Source organism: Bradyrhizobium sp. USDA 4452 (assembly GCF_054063575.1).
In genome coordinates this window covers 2,979,113-3,001,682 of sequence record NZ_JBSSGK010000001.1, presented here as the reverse complement: position 1 = coordinate 3,001,682, position 22,570 = coordinate 2,979,113, and the positions used below count along the sequence as shown (strand labels likewise).

Here is a 22,570-nt window from a genome sequence, read left to right as displayed (position 1 = left end):
CGCGTTGCCTATGCTCAAATAGAACTTTTCGGTGGGGCTACCGATCAAGGTTTAGGCGTTTCGAGTCTGAAGCGTCCGGCGCCGCCTTGACCAAGCGGTCGCTCGAGTTCGGGCAGGATGATCTTCAGCTCGCCCGCCAGCGTCCACGGCGGATTCACTATCAAAAGGCCCGTGGAAACGAGGCCGGAATCCGCTTCTTGCGGCGCCACACTGAATTCCAAGCGCAAGCATTTACCTGCGGGGCGGCTCGTCGCCGTTGCTGCAGCCACGCTGCGTGCGAGCTCGTCGGAAGCTCTCCGGGATTTTACGGGGTACCACAAAAGGTACGCGCCGGTCGGCCACTTCGCGAACGCCGCCGTGAAGGCACTGGCCAGTCGCTCGAACTCGTCCTTCGCTTCGAATGGCGGATCGATCAGCACCAGGCCGCGCCGCTCGTTCGGCGGCACGAATGCGGGCAACGCCATCCAGCCATCGAGATCGACGACGCGCGCCTGCGCATCGCGTCGCAATGCATCGATCAATTGCTTGCGCGCCACGGGCTCGATCTCGCAGGCCGTCAGACGGTCTTGCGGACGCAGCAGCGCCCGCGCGATCAACGGCGAGCCGGGATAGGCTTTCAGTTCGCCTCTCGGATTGAATGCTCTGACGATGTCGAGATAGGGCGCGATCAGCGGCAGCGCCTTGTCGGTGAGTCGCGCCTGCATCAGCCGCGCGATGCCGGTCAGCCATTCGCCGCCGCGCTGCGCTTCGCTCGACGTCAAATCATAAAGGCCGGCGCCGGCATGAGTGTCGATGACGCGGAACGGCGCCTGCTTTTCCTGCAGGTAGGTGAGCATGCGCACCAGCACGATGTGCTTGATGACGTCGGCAAAGCTGCCGGCGTGAAAGGCGTGGCGATAGTTCATGCGATGACGCTGCGCTCCAGAGGGTGCGCATGTTGTACTGCGTCATGCCCGGCCTGTCCCGGGCATCATGCCTTGTTTCGCTGGTTTCGTGATGGCGTCGATGGCCGGGACACAAGCGCGACGACGCGCGTCTGCCCGGCCATGACGTGGACGAGACGTCAGCCGCCGCGAACCGGCGGCATCAGCACCTGATCGCGGCGGCAGGCGCGGCGATCGATTTCCTCGCAGGAGCGGAATTGCAGATCCTTGCTGAGGCAAATCCGCACCTCGCTGAGTCGCTTGCTGTCGCAAGTCACCGAGATCGCCGAGTTGCTGAGCCCCGGATTGGCCTTGATGAACGCCGTCTCCAGGTCGTCGGGCGCGATCGTCTTCGGCTCCGTCAATTGCAGGAATTCCTCGGGGATCTTCACTGCGGCGCGAGCCTTGCGGATGGCTTCGAAATAGGCGCGCTCGCCGAGGCCGGAGCAGGTGCCGTGCTTGTCCCACTCGTTGTAGATCAGCCCGGGCGCCGGCATCAGGTCGAGCATCGAGGTCATGATGTTGCGGGCGAGGCGGGGCGAGGGCCGTTGGCAGTATTCCGGAAAGCCCCGCTCATATTGCGGCCACAGCCCGTGCACCACGAAGGAATAGGGCCGCCCGCCGCACTGTGCCTGCGTGCCGCGGCCGTTGTTGCCGCGCTCGCTCGCCGCCTCGCAGAACGAGGGCGACCACGACAGCGACAGCACATAGAAATCGAACTCGCCCGGCGCATTCTGCCGGCGATCCTGGGCCGAGGCCCCCGTCGCACCGCACAGGGCAAAGGCAACTGAAATCAGAAACCGGGAAATTGTGTCCAACCGAGGCATCAAACGCTCCCTCACACGACCGTCCAGAACCTAGCAGGCCATCGGAACATTTCAAGAACAAAAGCCGCCGACTGGATGGCGGCGGCTTCCGTTTTGACCGAATTGGTCGGGGATCAGGGCCGGGCGGCCTTGCAGGACGGGTTATAGGCCCAGTTGCGGTCGAGCCCAGCGACGCACCACTCGACGCCCTGGCTGAGGCCGGCAAAGCCGCCGTCCTCGATGATCGAATAGTGCACCTTGCGGACCTTGCCGTCGCTCAGCATCGCATCGCCCGAGCAATAGCGGCGCGGAATGTTATCCGACTGCCAGGGACGGAACGCGGTTTCGTGAATCCGGTTGTAGCCGGTGATCACGAGCGGCGAATTCCAGAAGGTGGCTTCCTTTTCGTGGAATTGCGAGCTGATAACCGGCAGTGCCCTCTCGCACGGGGCCACATTGCCGTCATAGCGCGGGCCGGACAGCCAGAAATTCAGCTCGAACGGATTGGCGGCCTGAGCCGTACCCCCGAACGCCAGAAGGCCGACCACGAGCGCGGCGCCGAGGCCGAGCGTATGGCTGAGTTTATTGGGGGAGTTGAACAGGTTGCGCATGGGAATCCACCCGATGATCCGATGCCGCGGACGGTGCCGTGAAGCCCCGGCAAGGTCAAGTGCAGCGCGGCAACACCTGCCGAGAAGTCCACCGCCGGTAGCCCGCTCGTTCTTTTCATGCTCGCCGGCGCACTCTATGTTGGTCGCAAGCGAAATGGAGTCTGCGATGCGAAGGAAATTGGCCGCGTGCCTAGTTGCCGTTAGCGGGATGCTGGCCGTTGGTCCGGCGCAAGCCGACTGGATGCAGCCGGTGCCGCCGTTCAAGGGCAATGATACCGGCGGTATCATCGCCTATACGCTGGCGGCCCAGACCGACGCGCGGCAGCTCGCCGTCGACCACTGCGCCTCCTACGGCAAGGTGGTCAAGTTCCTTGGGGTGCAGCGCTACCCGGGCGGCTACATCTCCTTCGCCTGCCGCTGGGTGCCCTATGGTTCGGCCGAGAGGCCGGTGCGCACGCTGTACTGAGCGCGCTCCAGATCCTCCAAACGTTCAGCCGGGAGCTCACCGCATGACCCGACAGCTTGCCTTGCTTGGTTCTGCTGTTTGCGTTGTCCTGTCCACCGGTGCCGCGAGCGCCGTCGACCTGCCGATCCGCAAGGCCGGTCTGTGGGAGATGAAAATGGTGCGCACCGGCGGGCCGATGCCGGAAATCACCATGCAGCACTGCACTGACGAGACCACCGACAAGGAGATGAGCGCGGCGGCCTCGCCGATGGCCAAGGAAGTCTGCTCCAAGCAAGACATCCAGAAGACCGCGACCGGCTATGTCAGCGACAGCGTGTGCAGCGTCGCCGGCATGTCGATGCAGAGCCATGCCGAGATCGTCGGCGATTTCAATTCCGCCTACACCGTCAAGAGCACCTCGCACGCGGAAGGCGGCGCGGCCGGCTCACGCGACACCACGATGACCATCGAGGCGAAATGGCTCGGCGCCTGCAAGAGCGACCAGAAGCCGGGTGACATCATCATGCCGGGCGGCATGAAGATGAACGTCAAGGACATGGAAAAGCTGAAGGGCCTCCTGCCCAAACAGAAGTAGCGCGCGGCGCTCAACTAACTGTAAGCGATGTTCGCTTCGTCATGGCCGGGCTTGTCCCGGCCATTTGCGTTTCTGCCGTGATCAGGGCAAAGACGGCGATGTCCCGCGCCGGCTGCGCCAAGAAGGCTACGCCGGGCTCGCAGCTCTGCTGCGATGCTGCCGGCCCTCGCCTTCAATCGAATCCCAAGCAAGGCATCAGGTGTTGGGCGCCGTCGTGCGCAATGCACGACAGCATTGCTGCACGACATCGACATCGTTGAATGATCGCTGCTTGCCTCGCGCTCAACACTCTCTGAGAGACCGAGTGCACGCATCGCATTCCTCGCGCGGCAAGCTAGCTGCGACAACATGTCTTTTTGAATCACTCCAGTGTTGCGCATCTTGAATCGTTCCAGTGTCGTGCATCGCGCGCTTCAATGGATTCTATTTTGCGCGTGTGGAATTCCGCGCAGCCCGCCGATAGAAGTCCGCCCCAATCGATGTCCGCTCAATGAGGAAGACGCGGCTCGATCAAGATCGGCCTTGCGGAAGTGTGGGGATTGCTTGGTGGGAATGGCTTCGTCGCGGAGCAAGCGCAGCTTGCTTGCATCAACGGCTGCGATCAATGCAGCGCTTCTCGGTTCGGTCATGCTGGTGCCAATGGGTGCCGACCTCGCCAGCGCGCAAGCGCAAACCAGTTCTCCGCAGAGCAACGTCAGCGTGCTTCCCGCGGTGACGGTGGATGAACCCGACGCTGCAAGGAAGCGGAGTGCCGCCGCTGCAAGCCGGAGCGCGAGATCTTCGCGCACCACGGTGGCGAGCCGGCGCCGTGCTGCCGCGGCGCCGGCCCAGACCCAGGCGCCGCGCTCGCAAGGCGCCGCCGGCACGATCGGGACGACGACCGGTTACGTTGCGACCGGCAGCACGGCCGGCACCAAGACCAACACGGCGTTGATCGAGACGCCGCAGTCGCTGTCGGTCGTCACGCAGAAGGAGCTCAGGGATCGCAACGTTCAGACGCTCAAGGACGCCGTCAATTACACGCCCGGCGTCACGACCTCGGCGTTCGGCTATGACCCCCGGTTCGACAGTTTCTACATCCGCGGCTTCGATGCGACCTATACCGGGATCTATCGCGACGGACTGCGCCAGGGCGGCGGCAATTTCGCCATTCCCAAGATCGAACCTTATGGCCTCGACAGCGTGTCGATCCTCCGTGGCCCAGCCTCGGGCCTCTATGGTCTCGGCTCTCCGGGCGGCATCGTTGATGTCACCACCAAGCGGCCGCCGTTGACACCGTTCGGCGAGGTGCAGCTGCAGGCCGCCAATTATGATCGTTACCAGGGCAGCTTCGACATCGGTGGTCCGGTGCCCGGCAGCGACCAGCTGTATTACCGCCTGACGGGTCTGCTCCGTGACGCCAAGACCTGGTATCCCGGCAACGACGACGATCGCGCCTATATAGCGCCTGCGCTGACCTGGCGGCCGGACGTCGATACGTCCTTCACCATCCTCAGCGAATATCAAAAGAGCCGGACCGCCGCGAGCATCGGCAACTTCCGCACGCCCGACGGACAATTGACAAACATCTACTCGAACGATCCGGCCTTCAGCGCCATGGATCAGAAGCAGTATCGTATCGGTTACGCGTTCGAGCGCAATGTCGACGACGTCTGGACGGTGCGGCAGAACTTCCGCTTCTACCAAGTCGACACCGACGCGAAATACACCCAGATCGACTCTATCGACAGCAGCACCAATCTCGCGTCGCGCTCCGCATGGCGGATCCTGGATAGCTTCAATACGGTGACGCTCGACAATCAGGCCGAGGCCAAGTTCACGCTCGGCGCGATCAAGAACACGGTGTTGTTCGGCGTCGATTACGGGCACTCCACCTACAACGACAAGATCGGCTACGGGGCGGCTCCCGATCTCAACCTCCTGACGATGAATTACGGTGCCCAGGCGATCGCGACACCGGCATTCTCGATCTTCAACAAGCAGTCGACCGATGAGGTCGGGGTCTATGCGCAGGAGCAGGCCAGGCTCGGCGGCTTCATTCTGACGCTCAATGGCCGCCAGAGCTGGGTCTCGCAGACGACGACCGCGGGTCTCGATGGCGTGCCGTCAACGCAGAAGGCGACTGCCTTCACGGGCCGCGCGGGCCTCAGTTACGTGTTCGACAGCGGCATTGCGCCCTATATCAGCTACGCCACTTCATTCGCCCCGCAGGTCGGCGTCGACGCATCGGGATCGCCGTTCAGGCCGACCACCGGCGAGCAGAAGGAAATCGGCATCAAGTACCAGATGCCGCAGCTTCCGGTGCTGCTGACCGCCGCGGTGTTCGACATCACGCAGGACAATGTGCTGCGTACCGATCCCAGCAACATGGCGTTCCAGGCCGCAACGGGGCAGGTCGAATCGAAGGGCGTCGAGCTCGAGGCGAAGCTCGCGCTCGAGCAGGGGTTTGACCTCACCGCGGCCTACACCCACCTCAACGTCGTGATCACGCGGGGCAATCCCGACACGACCGGCAACGAGCTCTCCGGCATTCCGAGGAATTCCTTCGCCGCCTTCGGCAAATACACCTTCCAGTCCGGCGTCCCGGTCGAAGGGCTCGGGGTTGGTCTCGGTGTCCGTTACATCGGGGCCAACTTCGGCAACGACCAGAACACGTTCCAGAATGCAGCGAGAACGTTGTTCGATGCCGTGATCGACTACGATCTCGGCAAGCTCGACAGACGCTTGCTCGGCGCCACCGCGCGCTTGAACGCTACCAATCTGTTCGACACGCGCTACCAGACCTGCCAGTCCGGCTACTGCTACGCCGGCGAACGGCGTCAGGTGATCGGCACCCTGTCTTACCGCTGGTAGCTACACTGGAATCCGCACCGCGGCGCGCAGGCCGCCCATCGGGCTTTCGCCGAGCGTGATGTCGCCGCCGTGCGAGCGGGCGATGTCGCGGGCGATCGCAAGTCCGAGGCCGCTGCCGCCCTCGTCCTGGTTGCGGGCATCGTCGAGCCGCAGGAAGGGCTTGAACACTTCCTCGCGCATGGCGGCGGGAATGCCGGGCCCGTCGTCGTCGACGGTGATGTTGAGATAGCGATGGTCGCGCTGGCCGGTGATCGAGATCGTGTTGGCGTGGCGCGCCGCGTTGGAAACGAGGTTGGCGAGACAGCGCTTGAACGAGGCCGGTTTCACCGTGACCACGGGCAGGCCGTGGAACGCGACGGTTGCGGTGTGGCCGTGACGTTCGGCGTCGCTGCGCAATTCCTCCAGCGCCATCGCCATGTCGGTCGGCTGCGCGACCTCGCCGGAATCGCCGCGCGCGAAGGCGAGGTAGTCCTCCAGCATCATCGACATCTCGTCGACATCCTTGCGCATTGCGTCGATCTCGGGGCCTTCGCCGATCAGGGCGAGTTCGAGCTTGAAGCGGGTCAGGATGGTGCGCAGATCGTGCGAGACGCCGGCGAGCATCGCGGTACGCTGCTCGATCGAACGCTCGACGCGCGCCTTCATCTCGATGAAGGCCTGCGCCGCGCGCCGCACCTCGCGCGCGCCGCGCGGCCGGAAGTTCGGCGCCTCTCTTCCCTTGCCGAAGCTTTCGGCGGCGTCGGCGAGCCGCAGGATCGGCTTGATCTGGTTGCGCAGGAACAGCACGGCGACGATCAAGAGGATCGACGAGGTGCCGACCATCCAGAAGATGAAGATCTCCGAATTGGAGGCATAGGCGGCGCTGCGCTGGGCGAAGATCCGCATCACGGAATCGTCGAGCTGGACACGGATCTCGACCAGATTGGACTTGCCGACGGTGTCGATCCAGAATGGGCGGCTGATCTGGCGGCCGAGCTGCACCGAGAGGGTCTGGTCGAGCAGCGAGAAGAACGGCTTCGGCCCCGGCGGCGGCATGTCGCCGGCGGGGAGGAAGTCGACCACCAGCTGCAGCTTCTGGGCGATGCCGCGCAGCTGCGCGCGGTCCTTGTCCTGCGGATAGATCTTGTAGACGTCGATCAGCGCGGCGATGTCGGAGACCACCGCGGCCGACAGGCGGCGCGTCACCGTGTTCCAGTGCCGCTCCATGAACACGAACGCAACCACGGTCTGCAGGATCACCATCGGCACGATCATGATCAGCAGCGCGCGGGCATAGAGGCCGGTCGGCATCCAGCTCTTGAACGCATTGCCCATCCAGCCATTGGCCTTCGAGACGCGCTGCGAAGCGTTCTTGATTAGGGTCAGGCCGGTATCGAGCGTGCTCATGGCTGGATCTTACGGCGAGGCGACCAGGCGATAGCCGATGCCGCGGACCGCCTGCAGGAACAGCGGATTGGCGGGATCGTGCTCGATCTTGCGGCGCAGGCGGTTGATCTGGACGTCGACCGCACGCTCATTGACGGTGCCGCCAGAGGTCAATTCGCCGCGCGGCACGGTCTCGCCGGGGGCGCTGGCGAGGATGCGCAGCATCTCGCGCTCGCGGTCGGTGAGATGGATGATCTCCTCGCCCTGGCGCAGCTCGCTGCGCTCGATGTGGAAGATATAGGGGCCGAACGCGATCTGCTCGACGACGCTGACTTGCGGCGGCGCGGTGCGCTTGAGGATATTGCCGATCCGCAGCACCAGCTCGCGCGGCTCGAACGGCTTGGCGACATAGTCGTCGGCGCCGATCTGCAGACCCTCGATGCGGGCTTCCGCCTCGTGGCGGGCGGTCAGCATGATGATCGGCACCGTCGAGGAGGTGCGGATGAAGCGGGCGAGGTCGAAGCCGTTTTCGCCGGGCATCATCACGTCGAGGATGAGCAGGTCGAAATGCAGCCCGAGCAGCTTGGCGCGCGCGTCGGTGGCGCTCATGGCGGTGGTGACGCGATAACCCTCGCCGGAGAGAAAGCGCGACAACAGGTCGCGAATGCGCCGGTCGTCGTCGACCAGCAGAAGATGCGGCGCATCGTCGGCCGGCTCGACCGGCGTGCGCACCAGGGTTGCAGCCTGCACCAGGTTCACTCCCTTGTTTTTCTGCCGCCGCCGAAGATCGCTTCGAGCACCTTGTCGGGTTCGTCGCGGTCGATCATCGCGCGGAGGAATTGGCGAACCGTCTCGACGCCGGCCGGATCGATGCCGGCGACGGCGCGGTTGATGCGGTCGGTCTGCAACCCTGCGAGCTTGGCGACCAGCGCCTCGCCCTTCGGCGTCGCGTAGAGCAGGCGCTGCCGGCGGTCGTTGTTGCCGGTCTTCTGCACGATGTAGCCTTCATCCAGCAGCTGCTTGAGCACGCGTCCGAGCGATTGCTTGGTGATGCGCAGGACGTCGAGCAGGTCGGCGACCTTGAGGCCGGGATAGCGGGTGACGAAGTGGATGACGCGGTGGTGGGCGCGGCCGAAACCGAACGCCTCCAATTCCTGGTCGGCGTCGCCGACAAAGTCGCGGTAGGCGAAGAACAAGAGCTCGATGATGTCCCAGCGCTGGTCGCGGCCGCCCGCCACAGGAGCGTGGTCATCTCCCTGCGAATCGGGCTTGGCAGCCATGCCTGAGAAATTTATGTCAGTCATATTGACGTATCTTGGGTTCAATGTTACAAAACTGCCAGTCGCGACGAAACATTAGATCGTTTCGTCCCCGACAGCGTTTGAGGCGGCCTGAAAGAGCCTGTGTGGCGGTTTGGGCCGCAAATTGGACTACCGTGCGATTGTCGAGCGGCATTTCGGCAAACATACTGGACTTCAGCACTCCGCAAAAGCATGTCTAACCGGCATGTTGGCGATGGAAACCGGCCGCCTTGCCGGCGGTGGTGAAGTTCGGACCAGCCGAGCCTGATGGCTCCGGGGGAAATAGGCCGTCGCCCGGTATGGCGCCGGTTCCGACAGCGGAAAGCAAGAAAAATGACTTTGAAATTCGACATCCATCCTTCGCCGAATCCGACGTCCGACAAGGATCGCGCGGCGAAGCTCGTGGACCCGGGCTTCGGCCGCGTCTTTACCGACCACATGGCGATCGTCCGCTACAGCCAGGGCAAGGGCTGGCACAGCGCCCGCGTCGAGGCCCGCACGAATTTTCCGCTCGATCCGGCCGGCGCGGTGCTGCACTACGCCCAGGAGATTTTCGAAGGTCTCAAGGCCTACCGGCGCGACGATGGCGGCGTGAACCTGTTTCGTCCCGACGCCAATGCCCGCCGCTTCCACGATTCGGCCGAGCGCATGGCGATGGCGCCGCTTCCCGAGGATTTGTTCATCGAGGCGGTCGAGCAGCTGGTGCGGATCGACCGCGCCTGGATCCCGGGTGGCGAGGGCAGCCTCTATCTGCGGCCGTTCATGATCGCGAGCGAGGTCTTCCTCGGCGTCAAGCCGTCGGCGGAATACATCTTCTCGGTCATCGCATCGCCGGTCGGCTCCTACTTCAAGGGCGGTCCCGCGCCGGTCTCGATCTGGGTGTCGGAGAATTACACGCGCGCCGCGATCGGCGGCACCGGCGCCGTCAAGTGCGGCGGCAACTACGCCGCAAGCCTGCGCGCGCAGGCGGAAGCGATCGAGCGCGGCTGCGATCAGGTCGTGTTCCTCGACGCGGTCGAGCGCCGCTACATCGAAGAGCTCGGCGGCATGAACATCTTCTTCGCCTTCGACGACGGCTCGCTGCTGACGCCGCCGCTCGGTACCATCCTGCCCGGCATCACCCGCGACTCGATCATCGCGCTTGCCAAGGATGCAGGCACCCGCGTGCGCGAGGAGCCCTACACGATCCAGCAGTGGCGCGCCGATGCCGCCAGCGGCAAGCTGAAAGAGGCGTTCGCCTGCGGCACCGCGGCCGTCATCTCGCCGATCGGCAAGGTGTGCTCGGCGAGCGGCGACTTCCAGATCAGCGGCGGCGTGGCCGGGCCGGTCGCAATGGGCCTGCGCAAGAAGCTGGTCGACATCCAGTACGGTCGCACCAACGACCCGCATAACTGGATCAGGAACGTGGCGTAAGGTCGGCACCCCCTTTCGCTCCCTCGCCCCGCTCTTGCGGGGAGAGGGGCCGGGCCGCTTGCCGCCCGCGGCGTTGACTGGTAACTCGGCGTCACCTTTGTAAGCTGTCACAGCCTACAAACCTTGCAGCGCATGACATGGCCGAGAAACCCAAAAAACCCCAGAAGCTGAAGGCGCGCCTGCCGCGCGGGCTGGAAGATCGCGGCCCGGCCGCGATCAATGCCACGCGGGCGATGGTCGAGAAGATCCGCGCCGTCTACGAGCTCTACGGCTTCGAGCCGGTGGAGACGCCGGCGATGGAATATACCGACGCGCTCGGCAAATTCCTGCCCGACCAGGACCGTCCCAACGAAGGCGTGTTCTCGTTCCAGGACGATGACGAGCAGTGGATCTCGCTGCGCTACGACCTGACCGCGCCGCTGGCGCGCTATGTCGCGGAAAACTTGGACGCGCTGCCGAAACCCTATCGGTCGTATCGTTTCGGCTACGTCTTCCGCAACGAGAAGCCCGGTCCCGGCCGCTTCCGCCAGTTCATGCAGTTCGATGCCGACACGGTCGGCTCGGCGACGCCGGCGGCCGACGCCGAGATCTGCATGATGGCGGCCGACACGATGGAAGCGCTCGGGATTCCGCGCGGATCCTATGTCGTGAAGGTAAACAACCGCAAGGTGCTCGACGGCGTGCTCGAGGCGATCGGTCTCGGCGGCGATGACAATGCAGGCCGCAGGCTCACGGTGCTGCGCGCGATCGACAAGCTCGACAAGTTTCCCGCCGACGAGGTCCGCAAGCTGCTCGGTCCCGGGCGATGGGATGGCGGCGAGGAAGGCAAGGGCGACTTTACCAAGGGCGCCGAGCTGAGCCCGGCGGATGCCGATATCGTGCTCGCCGTCACGCAGCAGCGCGCGGATTGGCGGGAGGCGATTGCTGCGGCCGAGACCTATCTCGCGAAGAGCGAAGTCGGTCAGGCCGGCGTGAGCGAGCTGGAGGAGATCGCCAAGCTGGTTGCCGCGTCCGGCTACGGCGCGGATCGCATCCGCATCGACCCCACCGTCGTGCGCGGCCTCGAATATTACACCGGCCCGGTCTACGAGGTTGAGTTGCTGCTCGACACCAAGGACGAGAAGGGCCGCCCGGTTCGGTTCGGCTCGGTCGGCGGCGGCGGCCGCTACGACGGCCTCGTCTCGCGCTTCCGCGGTGAGCCGGTGCCGGCGACCGGCTTCTCGATCGGCGTGTCGCGGCTGCAGGCTGCGCTGACGATGCTCGGCCAGCTCGACACGCAGGCCACGTTCGGTCCTGTCGTCGTCACCGTGTTCGACCGCGACCGTGTCGCCGACTACCAGAAGATGGTCGCAGAGCTGCGCCAGGCCGGCATCCGCGCCGAACTCTATCTCGGCAATCCGAAGAACATGGGCAACCAGCTCAAATATGCCGATCGCCGCAGTTCGCCTTGCGTCATCATCCAGGGCTCGGACGAGAAGGCGCGCGGCGAGGTGCAGATCAAGGACCTGATCGAGGGCGCCAAGGCGGCGGCCGCGATCGCCTCCAACCAGGAATGGCGCGAAACGCGCCCCGCCCAGTTCTCCTGCGCGGAAGCCGATCTGGTCGCCAAGGTCCGCGAGGTCCTCGCGCGGCACGACGTGAACTGGGGATAGCTGGTTTGTCGTGCGCGGGCTTGACCCGCGCAGCCATCTTCAAAAAGATGACGCGCCAGCAAGAACCGGCAGACGGCGTGGTTTGCGCTTCAACAACAACCAGGGAGATATTCCGATGCCCGAGATCACCGTGAGCATGGCCGCCGGCCGCACCGACGAGCAGAAGGCCGGCATGATGCGCGACATCACCCAGGCGCTGGTGAAGAACCTCGGCGTCGATGCCGACGCCGTCGTGATCCAGATCAACGAAGCGCCGCTGCATCACAAAATGAAGGGCGGCAAGACCTTCGTCGAGCGTGCCGCCGCGGCTAAGAAATAAACTGCTTTCGTCATTCCGGGATGCGCCTCCTGGCGCAGGCCCGGAATCCATAACCACGAGCGGGAGTATGGATTCCGGGCTCGCGCTACGCGCGCCCCGGAATGACGGCGCTACTAAATGCATTGGCAGATCTCGAGCGCAGTCACATGGACGCACGCGACTTCATCAAGATCGGCATGAGCGCCGAGCGCATGCTGGTGGTGCCGCCGGAGCGCACGGTCGGGCATTTCGTGCCCGGCATGCCGATGGTCTATGCGACGCCGATGATGATCCTCGAGATGGAGATGGCCGCGGGCGATGCCATTCGGGCCGCGCTGCAGCCCGGCTGGGTCACTGTGGGGACCGAGGTCGATATCCGCCATCTCGCCGCCGCGCTCGTCGGCGCCACGGTGCGGACCACCGCAACGGTGATCGCGGTCGAGCGCCGCGTGATCCGCTTCGCGGTCGAGGCGTTTGAGGGCACGCGCAAGCTCGGCGAAGGCCGCCATGCGCGTGGCCTGATCAATGTCGAGAGTTTCAACAAGCGACTTGCCGGGATGTCGGGCCAGGCGCAGTAAACGTGACTACTTCGCCAATTCCTTCGAGCGCCTCGTCGCTGCGGCGATCGCGCGGGTCATCAGCGGCTGCATGCCGTCATTGGCCATCAGCACCTCGAGCGCAGCCGCGGTGGTGCCACCGGGCGAGGTGACGTTCTGCCGCAGCGTCGCCGACGGCAGATCCGAGCGATGCAGCAACTCGCCGGCGCCGGCAACGGTCGCGCGCGCCAGCGTGTTCGCGAGCTGCTCGGGCAGCCCGGCCGCGACGCCGGCGCGGGCGAGTTCCTCGGCGAGCAGGAAGACATAGGCCGGACCGGAGCCGGAGACGGCAGTCACCGCGTCCATCAGGCTCTCATCGTCGACCCATTCGACCAGCCCTGTCGCTTTCAGCAGCGCATCGGTCATGGCGCGCTGCGCGGCGGTGACGCGCGTTGATGGCACCGCGACCGTGATGCCGCGGCCGATCGCCGCCGGCGTGTTCGGCATCGCGCGCACCACCGCGCCGCCGACCACCTCTTCCAGCGCAGCGATAGTGGTCCCGGCCATGATCGAGACCACGAGTGTCGACGGACCGACGAGCGCCTTCAGCGCGGCGCCGGCGTCGCGGAACGATTGCGGCTTCACCGCGACGACCAGCGTATCGACCGTGCCGAGATCCTTCGCCTGCGGATTGAGCCGCACGCCCTTCGGGGCAAGCGCGGAGATTTCTGGCGAGAGATATGGATCGATCACCGCGACCCGCGTCGGCGCGAGGCCTTGTGCGAGCCAGCCGGTCAGCATGGCGCCGCCCATCTTGCCCGCGCCCGCGAGCGCGATCGTGCCGGTGACATCTTTCAAAGGGCTGTTTGTCGTGCTCACAGGTGGCTCCGCAAACTCTGTGTCGTCCCTGCGGAAGCAGGGACCCATAACCACAGGCGGTTCTAGTGGAGCGAGAGGCAGGCCACAAGCAGGTCGGGCAACCACTCCCGTCGCGGAGTATGGGTCCCTGCTTTCGCAGGGACGCACCGATGATGCGACGCGCCTACGCCTCGCCCTCGGTATCGAACATCGCGGCGGCCATCGCCTCGGCGGTTGACTTGCCGGCCCACACCACGAACTGGAACGCCGGATAGTAGCGCTCGCAGGCGTGGATCGCGTTGACCACCATGGCCTCGCATTGCGCGGTGGAGGCGGTGAGGCCGCCGGGTAGCACCAGCGCCTGACGATGCATCACCATGCCGGTGTGGGTCCACAGATCGAAATGGCCGACCCACAACTGCTCGTTGATCGCGGCGACCAGCCGCTGCACCTCGGCGCGACGCGCCTGAGGCATCTTCATGTCGAAGGCGCAGGCGAGATGCAGCGCCTCGATCTCGCCCATCCAGGTGAAGGAGAGCTGATAATCGATCCAGTCTCCCTTGGAGACGATCGTCACCTCGTCTTCGCCGGAACGCTCGAACGCCCAGTTGTTGTCGGTGGCGATATCCTCGACCACCGCAAGCGGGTTGTTCCGGGAATCGATAATGCTTTCGAGGAGGGACATGCCGTCTCGGACCTTGTTCTTATGATCGCTTGATACGCACACGGAAGCCGGCACTTGCGACATACTGCGTCGTGGCCGAGTACAGCTCCTTGACCGGGCTTCCGGATGCCCCTGGACCTGACGCCGATGAAGTGATGTGATTTGCGGAATCCGCGCAACCGCACGCCGAGTCCGTCCACAGCCAAAGCGCGCATCGTCCACAGCTGATCTCCGCCACACTTGTGATTTTGCGAACAAATCGGAATCTCCGCGTTGTCGTAACGATTTGTTAACCATTTGCCGGCGCTTTACCGCTCGCGTGAATCAACTTTTTGGCCCTCGGATCGCCCCCTGCGAGGGCCGCGGCGCGGTCATGGGGACATGCCGTTTGCCCATGCCAAAGGTGCTTGCCCCGCTGTCGCGGTTTGGTCATATTTCGGCTCAGGCACGTCCATCCCGGGCGTGCCGATGTTCTCAGGGCGGGGTGAAAATCCCCACCGGCGGTAAAGGGCGATGAGCCCAAGCCCGCGAGCGCCTTCTTCCGCGAAGCGGGAGAAGGGTCAGCAGATTCGGTGCAATTCCGAAGCCGACGGTTACAGTCCGGATGAAAGAGAACGGTTGCGGCAGCCAACGCGATTTTCGCGTGGGCTTGTGTCGTTGTCCGTGTGCCCTGATTCTGGTCCTGAAAGAGGAAAGCCATGAATCAGATGTTGCAAGACCAAGACGTTCAAGCTTCTCAAGTCCAAACCTCCGAAGCAGCAAGCGCTCCCGATACGCCGGCTAGTCCGCCGACGCCTGAGCATCCGCACTTCGCGAAGCCGCAGCGCGTTGCCTTCGTGCAATCGTCCTGGCATCGCGACGTGGTGGAAGAGTGCCGCATCTCCTTCCTGAAGGAGATCGAGGCGCGCCACATCACCAATGTCGATGTGTTCGAGGTGCCGGGCTCGTTCGAGATCCCGCTTCACGCGCAGTTGCTGGCGAAGACCCGCCGCTACACCGCGATCGTCGCGGCGGGGCTCGTCGTCGATGGCGGCATCTACCGCCATGAATTCGTCGCCGATACCGTGATCAAGGCGCTGATGGATGTGCAATTGCGCACCGAGGTGCCGGTGTTCTCGGCGGTGCTGACACCGCAGCAATTCCACGAGACCGAGGTGCATTACGACTTCTTCCGCAAGCACTTCGTGATCAAGGGGATCGAGGTCGCGGAGGCCTGCGCCAACACGTTGCTCAGCCTGGAGCGGCTGCGCGGTCAGGTCGCGGCGGGGATTCCTGGTTAGCTCAAGGTCCGACGTAAAAGCTGCTCCGGCATGCGTGCCGGGGTCGCTCTCGCAGCCAGCGCGTTCGGTTATGCTTGCCGCATAATCAGAACGCGCGGGAGGCGCCCATGACCGAACAACAATCTTCCGACTGGCTCGGCCTGTCGGGCCGCGTTGCCGTCGTCACCGGCGGAGGCGGCGGCATCGGCCGCGCCACCGCGATCAGCTTCGCGCGTGCCGGCGCAAGGGTCGCCGCGCTCGATCGTGACGAGCACTCCCTGGCGGAGACCGAGGCAAAGCTTCGCGAGTTCGGCGACGGTCATCTCGTTGCGAGCTGCGACACGACCAGCGAGGATGACGTCGCGGCTGCGGCCGATGCCGTCGCGCGCACGCTTGGTTCTTGCGACATCCTCGTCAACACCGCGGCGGTGCTGCGCCCCGGCGGACTCGACACGTTGCCGCTCGCCGAATGGAATGCGGTGCTGGCGGTCAACCTCACCGGCTATTTCATCTGCGCGCAGGCGTTCGGCCGCCAGATGCGCAAGGCCGGGCGCGGCAGCCTCATCCACGTTGCCTCGATTGCCGCCAGCAATGCGCAGGGGCAGAGCGGCGCCTACAGCGTCAGCAAGGCCGCCGTCGTGATGCTTTCGCAGCAACTCGCCGCCGAATGGGGTCCGCACGGCATCCGCAGCAATGTGGTCAGTCCCGGCCTCGTGGTCACGCCGATGAGCCAGGCGTTCTACGATACGCCCGGGGTCACCGAGCGGCGCACCGCCGTGGTGCCGATGCGCCGGATCGGCATGCCGCAGGACATGGCGGATGCGATCCTGTTCCTGGCGAGCGACAGGTCGTCATACGTCAATGGTGAGGAGATCATCGTCGATGGCGGCTATGCGCGGACGCTGATGAGCCACGTGCCGCGGCCGGGGTTTTGAGCAAGCGGCAACCGCATATCCGGTGTCGTCCCGGCTTTCGCCGAGACGACAGTGAGGCTTAATCGAACAGGCTGGAGACCGACTCTTCCGCCGCGGTGCGGCCGATCGCTTCGGCGATCAGGCCGGCGATCGAGATCTGGCGGATGTTCGGCGCCTTGTTGACGGCCTCCGTCGGCAGGATCGAGTCGGTGATGACCAGTTCCTTCAGCCGCGACGAGGCAATCCGCGCGGCGGCGCCGCCGGACAGCACGCCATGGGTGATGTAGGCCGAGACTTCCTTGGCGCCGTGCGCGATCAGTGCGTCGGCCGCGTTCACCAGGGTGCCGCCGGAATCGACGATGTCGTCGACCAGGATGCAGTTGTAGCCGGCGACGTCGCCGATCACGTTCATCACCTCGGACTCGCCGGGACGCTCGCGGCGCTTGTCGACGATCGCAAGCGGGGTGTTGATGCGCTTGGCGAGGCCGCGGGCACGCGCCACACCGCCGACGTCCGGCGACACCACCATCACCTTGGCGAGGTCGAACTTCTCGCGGATATCGCGCACCATCAGCGGCGCCGCGAACAAATTGTCGGTCGGGATGTCGAAGAAGCCCTGGATCTGGCCGGCATGCAGGTCGAGCGTCATGACGCGGTCGACGCCGGCATGGGCGATCAGATTGGCGACGAGCTTGGCCGAGATCGGCGTACGCGAGCCGGATCTGCGATCCTGCCTGGCGTAGCCGAAATAGGGCACCACCGCGGTGATGCGGCGCGCCGAGGAACGGCGCAGCGCGTCGGTGATGATCAACAGCTCCATCAAATTGTCGTTGGCTGGAAACGACGTCGATTGAATGATGAACATGTCCGAGCCGCGGACGTTCTCCTGGATCTCGACGAAGATCTCCATGTCGGCGAAGCGCCGGACCACGGCCTTGGTCAGTTCGATGCCAAGTCCCTTGGCGATGTCCTGCGCCAGCGCAGGATTGGAGTTGCCGGCGACGAGCTTGATTGATCCGTTCTTTGCCGACATCGATGCTTCCCCCCGCGCCTTGCTGGATACGACGTTCAGCATCTCAAGTCCTTACAGAACCGGCGGGTTTTCGGTGCGCGAGGGAATATCAGGCGGGCGGCTCGGATGGCAACCCATTAGGCGCTCCGGCATGCCTTTTCCTGGGCAAAAAACGTCTTTCCCCGGGAGATTCCGGGGGTTAGTTGGCGGAATAGCTGAGGGCCACGGTCTCTGGCGCGGCGGCAGGGGCGTTCACCATCGCCGGCCCACGGAGCTCCGGTGCCGCGGCGGGCGCGGGGCTGTCCGCCGGGCCGCCATTGATCATGCTGGACAGGCCGCTGAGGCCGGCCTGGGCGATCTTGCGCAGCACCAGATCATCGGCGGCGGCCCAGGCGTCGCGGCCGGCCTTGCCGGCGGGCTCTTCGCCGGACAACCGGAGCGCCCGTTGCTGGTTGCTGTCGTAGACGTCCCACACCCACGCGATCATGGTGCGGCCGCGCACCACCTGCGCCGAGAGATAGCTGCGCACGCGATACGCCGCCGTGCCTTGGCGCGACACGATCGCCAGGCTGCGCAGCTTGGATTCGCTGTCGAGCACGCCGACCATGCGGTCGAATACTTGGGGCGGCGGACCATCGATCGATTCGAACGCGATGGTTGTGCCGCCGCTCGCCGGCGTCGCCATTGCGTAGGAGTCGGCCACGTTGCCGCCGGCCGCGCAGCCGCCAAGTGCACACGCAATCGTCAGCCATGTGGCCGCGATCGCCGCACGCACGACTGTCCCAGTTTGAAACTGGTAGTTTGACGCTTCCCTCATTGCGTCCTGCGATATCGTTAAAACGGCTTAACGTCTAGGGCAGGACGGCCACAGCACTTAACCGATACAGCCGGCTGCGCACGGTGCGGGTCAGGATCAAATTCCTTGGCAGCCGCAGGCGTCAGCTTTGCAGCGCGATGGCGTGCACGAGCCGGCCGTAATCGGCTTCCTTGCGATGCACGGAGCGGCGGTAGCTGAAGCAGCGCTCGTCGGAATAGGTATCGATGCCGAGATCGTCGATCATCAGCACGCCGGCATTTTCCAGCCGCATCCGGATGAAGCCGGGCAGATCGAACATCGCGTGGCCGTCGCGTTCGGCGGGCATGAAGAACATGCCGTTCTCGGCATCGGCCTCGATGAAGCGCTCGACGAATTCGCCTCCGACCTCGTAGGATTCCTTGCGGATCAGTGGGCCGATGGCGGCGACGATGCCGCCGCGCTCGGCGCCGAGCTTTTCCATCGCATCGATGGTCGATTCCAGCACGCCGGTCAGCGCGCCCTTCCAGCCGGCATGCGCGGCGCCGATTACACGCGCATTGGGGTCGACGAACAGGATGGGACCGCAGTCGGCGGTCGTGACCGAGATCGCAAGCCCCTCGGTGCGTGTGACCAGCGCATCCGCCTTCGGGCGCGGCGCGCCGTTCCACGGGCCGTCCACGACGACGACGTCGGGCGAGTGCACCTGATGCACGCTGATCAGGTGGTCGGGCGGCACGCCGAGCTGCTCGGCCATCCGCCGCCGGTTCTCCGCGACCTTGGCCGGATCGTCCTTTGAGCCGAGCCCGCCATTGAGGCCGGCATAGACCCCCTCGGAGACGCCGCCCTCGCGCGAGAAGAAGGCATGGCGCAGGCTTGGTATGGCCGACAGCAGCGGTGATCCCAATGTCATTGTTCGGTCTCGTCAGTCTGATCGCTGAGGCCGGCGATCGAGGTGAGGCGCGGGTCGGAGATGGCCATGACCTTGAACATCGAGCCCATCCCGCCGCGTCCGGAATCGGTCAGGCGCTTCAGTGCGCCGGCAATGTCGGCGGAGACCTCGGGCGAGGCTTTCGCCATCAGCCCGGCGGCGCGGGCCTCGACGCCGAGGCGCTTGAGGAAGTCGCCCTGCGTTGCCGGCCCGTGGACGCGCGCGCCGACGTCCTCGGCAGCCCGCGCCAACGCCTGGAAATCGACGTGCGCCGTGATGTCGGCCTGTCCCGGGTTCTTCAGCGGGTCGGCGAAGCTGTGGCGCGCGATCGCCTGGAAGGTGTCGCCGGCGTCGCTGCGCAGATGACCGTAATCGATGATCAAAGCGGCGCCGTCCTGGTCGCGCACCCGGGTTGCGAGCTTCATGATCTCGCTGTCAGGCCGCCATTCGAACACCGCACCTAACGGGGCGGCGCGCACCAGCGGCGGCAGCAGCAGCTCGAAATGTGGCGTCGGCTCGGCGGCGGGCGCGAAATACAGGCTGCCATTGGCATCCATTCCGACCGTGCGCTCGTGCCAGCCAGTCTCGCGGCGGACCATCTGGTGGATCGGCAGCACGTCGAAATATTCGTTGGCGAGGATCACCGCCGGTCCGTCCGGCACGTCGTCGATGCTGTCGTGCCAGGTGATGTTGCGCACGCCGGTCAGCGTGGCGTACTGCTTCTCGCGCAGCACCGGGTTGACCTCGACGAGGTGGATGCTGAGCGACTGGTAGAGCGGCGGCAGCACGCGCAGCGCACGCAATGCATCCGACATCATGGTGCCGCGGCCGGGCCCAAGCTCGATCAGGCGCAGCGTGTCCGGCGAGCCGATCGCACGCCAGATCGATGCGCTCCAAAGCCCGAGCAGTTCGCCGAACATCTGGCTGACCTCGGGCGCCGTCGTGAAGTCGCCCTCGCGGCCGAGCGGGTCGCGCGACAGATAGTAGCCGTAGCGCGGATGCATCAGGCACAATTCCATGTAGCGCCAGACCGGCATCGGCCCGGACAGCTTGATCAGCTTCCTGATCTCATCCAGCAGTGGGGAGGGTTCGCTCACGGCCTTCCTTGGATTGCACTTGCTCTACGTTGAACTCGATGCCGGTCCGTTCGCCCTGCGGCGAACGGCGGCCGTGATGATGATAGCGCCCACAATGATCATTGGCACCGACAGCAGCATCCCCATTGTCAATCCGCCCCACAGGAATCCGAGTTGCGGATCGGGCTCCCTGAAATGCTCGCCGATGATCCGCGCGATGCCGTAGATCGCAATGAAGCTGCCGAGGATCAGGCCGGGCCGTTTGAGCGCGCCCATCCGGATCATGATCGCCAGCGCAGTGAACAGCACGATGCCCTCGAGGCCTGCCTCGTAGAGTTGGCTCGGATGCCGCGGCAGCGGTCCGCCATTGGGGAAGACCATCGCCCAGGGCAGGCTCGGATCGGCGTGCCGGCCCCACAATTCGCTGTTGATGAAATTGGCGAGCCGGCCGAGGAACAGCCCGATCGGCGCGACCGCGGTGGTGATGTCGCCGAGCGACAGGATCGGAATGTCGTTGCGGCGGGCAAACAGCATCACCGCTGCGACGCAGCCGAGGAAGCCGCCGTGGAACGACATGCCGCCCTTCCACAGTTCGAGGATCTCGGACGGATGCGCGATGAAGAAGGGCAGATTGTAGAACAGCACATAACCGGTGCGACCGCCGACGATGATGCCGATGGTGACCCAGAGGATGAAATCGTCGAGCTGCGGCAACGTGATCGGCACCTCGCCGCCCCACAGTCGCTCCTTCTTGATCAGCGAGCGGGCATAGATCCAGCCCAGCACGATGCCGACGATATAGGCCAGCGCGTACCAGCGGATCACGATCGGCCCGAGCGCGAGCGCGACGGGGTTGAATACCGGAAAGTCGATCAGCAGGAACGGCATCGGGATCAGAGCGCTTTCGTGTAGACGGCGTAGGGCACGCCATGAATGGGCGGAGCGTCATGCACCTTGCTGAAGCCCATCTTCAGATACATGGGCAAGGCGACCGTCATGATGGGGCTCGTGTGAAGCGCAATGGTCCGGCATCGGTCGCGCCGCGCCCTGGCGAGGCATTCCGACGTCAACGCATGCCCGAGTCCCTTGCCCCTGTCGACGGGGTCGACGACCAGCATGCGAATGACCGGCCATGCCTGATCGAAGAATGCGGCCTTTTTGACGCCGGGCCCGAAATAGCCAACCGCGCCGGCCAGCCGGTCGCCGAGCTCGGCGACGACGATCTCGCCGCCGGAGCTCAATTCGGAGGTTTTTGACAGACCGGCGCGCATCGCCGGCCAGTCGTTGAAAGCGTCACGGAATTGCTCGAAGGCCGTCACCGCAAGCCGGTTCACCGCGTCGGCGTCGGAACTTCGGTAGTCTCGAATGCGCGCGGCGCCCGCCATCCCCGTGCTTCGGGCCTCAGACCAGGTTGCGGCGGTAGAGCGCGAGCAGCCGCTCCCAGTGGCGTTCGGCGGCGTCGCGGTCGTAGACCGGGCGCTTGGGAAAGGCGAACCCGTGATGCGTACCGGGATAGATCTCGACCTCGTTGTTCGAGCCCTTCATGCCCGCCTTCACCTGTTCGATGATCTCCGCCGGCGCGTAAATGTCGGTCTCGGCGCAGGCGAAATAGAGCTCGGCCTTGGTCTTCTGCGCGGCAAGATGCGGGCTGTCGGGCTGGTCGGTCGCCAGATGCGTGCCGTAGACCGAGGCGGCGGCCTTGACGCGATCGCCGAAATGCGTCGCCGCGTTCACTGCATAGCGGCCGCTCATGCAATAGCCGACCGTGCCGATGATCTTGGTGTTGGCGGCCTTCTGCGTCTCGGCGTAGGTGAGCAGGCCCTTGGTGTCTTCCATGACCAGCGGGATGTTGAGCGAGTGCATCAGCTCGAACATCCGCTTGCGCTCGGGCGATTCCGGGTCGGGATTGATCGGGCCAAGCTCCATCACGCCGGCGCGGTAATACATGTTGGGCAGCATCACATAATAGCCTGAGGTGCCGAGCCGGCGCGCCATGTCGCGCAGCTCCTCGCGGATACCAGGCGCATCCATGTAGAAGATGACGACAGGAAACGGGCCGGCGCGCTCGGGATGGGTGATGAAGGTGGTGGTCCTGCCGTCCTTGGTCGGGATCTCGACGGTCGCTTCGATCATGGCGCTTCTGCTCGCGTTATGTGTGCGATTTCTGTTGTGAGTTCATACGATTGCAAGGAAACCGGAGCATGACAAGGCAAGCTCCCGGGAAGTCTGCCATTCGCGGCGGACTTGAACCCGGTGGCTGACATC

Annotated in this window: 24 protein-coding genes and 1 riboswitch; of the genes, 9 read left to right on the top strand and 15 right to left on the bottom strand. The window is 64.8% G+C overall.

What is annotated here, in order from left to right; genetic code table 11:
• Nucleotides 1-44: 44 nt before the first annotated feature.
• The 3 genes from ACVISU_RS14440 to ACVISU_RS14430 all read right to left on the bottom strand — a co-directional run bounded on the left by ACVISU_RS14440 (nt 45) and on the right by ACVISU_RS14430 (nt 2,340).
• Nucleotides 45-905 carry a 23S rRNA (adenine(2030)-N(6))-methyltransferase RlmJ gene (locus ACVISU_RS14440; protein WP_456707373.1) on the bottom strand — a complete coding sequence of 287 codons (861 nt, stop codon included), beginning with the start codon at nt 903-905 and terminating at the stop codon, nt 45-47.
• Nucleotides 906-1,063: 158 nt separating this feature from the next.
• Nucleotides 1,064-1,750 (bottom strand): ribonuclease T2 family protein, encoded by a 687-nt coding sequence (locus ACVISU_RS14435; RefSeq protein WP_050402751.1) that lies wholly within the window; start codon nt 1,748-1,750, stop codon nt 1,064-1,066.
• Between the two features lie 113 nt (nt 1,751-1,863).
• On the bottom strand, nt 1,864-2,340 hold the full coding sequence (locus tag ACVISU_RS14430; RefSeq protein ID WP_050402750.1) for a hypothetical protein: 477 nt from the start codon (nt 2,338-2,340) through the stop codon (nt 1,864-1,866).
• 166 nt (nt 2,341-2,506) lie between these two features.
• On the opposite strand from ACVISU_RS14430, the gene ACVISU_RS14425 reads away from it, so the two are divergent.
• From ACVISU_RS14425 to ACVISU_RS14415, 3 genes are all read left to right on the top strand, one after another.
• Nucleotides 2,507-2,806: a hypothetical protein gene (locus ACVISU_RS14425; RefSeq protein WP_050402749.1), complete on the top strand. Its 300-nt coding sequence runs from the start codon at nt 2,507-2,509 to the stop codon at nt 2,804-2,806.
• A 43-nt stretch (nt 2,807-2,849) separates the two neighbouring features.
• On the top strand, nt 2,850-3,380 hold the full coding sequence (locus ACVISU_RS14420) for a DUF3617 domain-containing protein (RefSeq protein ID WP_456707372.1): 531 nt from the start codon (nt 2,850-2,852) through the stop codon (nt 3,378-3,380).
• A 579-nt stretch (nt 3,381-3,959) separates the two neighbouring features.
• Complete coding sequence (locus ACVISU_RS14415; RefSeq protein ID WP_456707371.1) at nt 3,960-6,233, top strand: TonB-dependent siderophore receptor; 2,274 nt, start codon at nt 3,960-3,962, stop codon at nt 6,231-6,233.
• On the opposite strand, the gene ACVISU_RS14410 is transcribed toward ACVISU_RS14415, so the two are convergent.
• Genes ACVISU_RS14410 through ACVISU_RS14400 form a run of 3 tightly spaced genes read right to left on the bottom strand, consistent with a single transcriptional unit; the run spans nt 6,234 to nt 8,902 of the window.
• Complete coding sequence (locus ACVISU_RS14410) at nt 6,234-7,619, bottom strand: ATP-binding protein (protein ID WP_050402746.1); 1,386 nt, start codon at nt 7,617-7,619, stop codon at nt 6,234-6,236.
• A gap of 9 nt (nt 7,620-7,628) precedes the next feature.
• Nucleotides 7,629-8,351 carry a response regulator gene (locus tag ACVISU_RS14405; protein WP_456710823.1) on the bottom strand — a complete coding sequence of 241 codons (723 nt, stop codon included), beginning with the start codon at nt 8,349-8,351 and terminating at the stop codon, nt 7,629-7,631.
• Nucleotides 8,352-8,353: 2 nt separating this feature from the next.
• On the bottom strand, nt 8,354-8,902 hold the full coding sequence (locus ACVISU_RS14400; RefSeq protein ID WP_456707370.1) for a MarR family winged helix-turn-helix transcriptional regulator: 549 nt from the start codon (nt 8,900-8,902) through the stop codon (nt 8,354-8,356).
• Nucleotides 8,903-9,232: 330 nt separating this feature from the next.
• On the opposite strand from ACVISU_RS14400, the gene ACVISU_RS14395 reads away from it, so the two are divergent.
• The 4 genes from ACVISU_RS14395 (at nt 9,233) to ACVISU_RS14380 (ending at nt 12,840) form a co-directional block, all read left to right on the top strand.
• The gene (locus ACVISU_RS14395) at nt 9,233-10,312 is read left to right on the top strand and encodes a branched-chain amino acid aminotransferase (protein ID WP_456707369.1); all 1,080 of its coding nucleotides are present in this window, start codon (nt 9,233-9,235) and stop codon (nt 10,310-10,312) included.
• Between the two features lie 137 nt (nt 10,313-10,449).
• Complete coding sequence (gene hisS, locus ACVISU_RS14390; RefSeq protein WP_456707368.1) at nt 10,450-11,964, top strand: histidine--tRNA ligase; 1,515 nt, start codon at nt 10,450-10,452, stop codon at nt 11,962-11,964.
• Between the two features lie 115 nt (nt 11,965-12,079).
• Nucleotides 12,080-12,283 carry a tautomerase family protein gene (locus ACVISU_RS14385; protein WP_044538952.1) on the top strand — a complete coding sequence of 68 codons (204 nt, stop codon included), beginning with the start codon at nt 12,080-12,082 and terminating at the stop codon, nt 12,281-12,283.
• Between the two features lie 146 nt (nt 12,284-12,429).
• On the top strand, nt 12,430-12,840 hold the full coding sequence (locus ACVISU_RS14380; protein ID WP_050402741.1) for a thioesterase family protein: 411 nt from the start codon (nt 12,430-12,432) through the stop codon (nt 12,838-12,840).
• 6 nt (nt 12,841-12,846) lie between these two features.
• Here the strand turns inward: ACVISU_RS14380 and proC are convergent, their stop codons facing one another.
• Nucleotides 12,847-13,725: a pyrroline-5-carboxylate reductase gene (gene proC / locus ACVISU_RS14375; protein WP_456710822.1), complete on the bottom strand. Its 879-nt coding sequence runs from the start codon at nt 13,723-13,725 to the stop codon at nt 12,847-12,849.
• Between the two features lie 115 nt (nt 13,726-13,840).
• Nucleotides 13,841-14,341: a type III secretion system chaperone family protein gene (locus ACVISU_RS14370; protein ID WP_016844492.1), complete on the bottom strand. Its 501-nt coding sequence runs from the start codon at nt 14,339-14,341 to the stop codon at nt 13,841-13,843.
• A 445-nt stretch (nt 14,342-14,786) separates the two neighbouring features.
• Nucleotides 14,787-14,940: riboswitch (FMN riboswitch) on the top strand.
• Between the two features lie 78 nt (nt 14,941-15,018).
• On the opposite strand from ACVISU_RS14370, the gene ACVISU_RS14365 reads away from it, so the two are divergent.
• Together ACVISU_RS14365 and ACVISU_RS14360 are read left to right on the top strand one after the other, a co-directional pair.
• Nucleotides 15,019-15,600 (top strand): 6,7-dimethyl-8-ribityllumazine synthase, encoded by a 582-nt coding sequence (locus ACVISU_RS14365; protein ID WP_050402739.1) that lies wholly within the window; start codon nt 15,019-15,021, stop codon nt 15,598-15,600.
• Between the two features lie 107 nt (nt 15,601-15,707).
• Nucleotides 15,708-16,514, top strand: a complete 807-nt coding sequence (locus tag ACVISU_RS14360; RefSeq protein WP_456707367.1) for an SDR family NAD(P)-dependent oxidoreductase — start codon at nt 15,708-15,710, stop codon at nt 16,512-16,514.
• A gap of 58 nt (nt 16,515-16,572) precedes the next feature.
• Here ACVISU_RS14360 and ACVISU_RS14355 read toward each other — a convergent pair whose 3' ends face one another.
• The 7 genes from ACVISU_RS14355 to ACVISU_RS14325 form a co-directional block, all read right to left on the bottom strand.
• Nucleotides 16,573-17,526: a ribose-phosphate pyrophosphokinase gene (locus ACVISU_RS14355; RefSeq protein ID WP_456707366.1), complete on the bottom strand. Its 954-nt coding sequence runs from the start codon at nt 17,524-17,526 to the stop codon at nt 16,573-16,575.
• Between the two features lie 178 nt (nt 17,527-17,704).
• Nucleotides 17,705-18,322, bottom strand: a complete 618-nt coding sequence (locus ACVISU_RS14350; protein ID WP_456707365.1) for a hypothetical protein — start codon at nt 18,320-18,322, stop codon at nt 17,705-17,707.
• A 121-nt stretch (nt 18,323-18,443) separates the two neighbouring features.
• Nucleotides 18,444-19,211: a peptidoglycan editing factor PgeF gene (gene pgeF / locus ACVISU_RS14345; RefSeq protein WP_456707364.1), complete on the bottom strand. Its 768-nt coding sequence runs from the start codon at nt 19,209-19,211 to the stop codon at nt 18,444-18,446.
• Nucleotides 19,208-20,266: a class I SAM-dependent methyltransferase gene (locus ACVISU_RS14340; RefSeq protein WP_050402796.1), complete on the bottom strand. Its 1,059-nt coding sequence runs from the start codon at nt 20,264-20,266 to the stop codon at nt 19,208-19,210. Before ACVISU_RS14340 ends, pgeF begins: the two co-directional genes overlap by 4 nt.
• Nucleotides 20,267-20,350: 84 nt before the next feature.
• A complete protein-coding gene (lgt, locus tag ACVISU_RS14335; RefSeq protein ID WP_050402735.1) occupies nt 20,351-21,193 on the bottom strand; it encodes a prolipoprotein diacylglyceryl transferase in 843 nt (280 codons plus the stop codon).
• A 5-nt stretch (nt 21,194-21,198) separates the two neighbouring features.
• Nucleotides 21,199-21,690 (bottom strand): GNAT family N-acetyltransferase, encoded by a 492-nt coding sequence (locus tag ACVISU_RS14330; RefSeq protein WP_456707363.1) that lies wholly within the window; start codon nt 21,688-21,690, stop codon nt 21,199-21,201.
• Between the two features lie 16 nt (nt 21,691-21,706).
• Complete coding sequence (locus ACVISU_RS14325; RefSeq protein WP_456707362.1) at nt 21,707-22,438, bottom strand: dienelactone hydrolase family protein; 732 nt, start codon at nt 22,436-22,438, stop codon at nt 21,707-21,709.
• Nucleotides 22,439-22,570 lie beyond the last annotated feature (132 nt).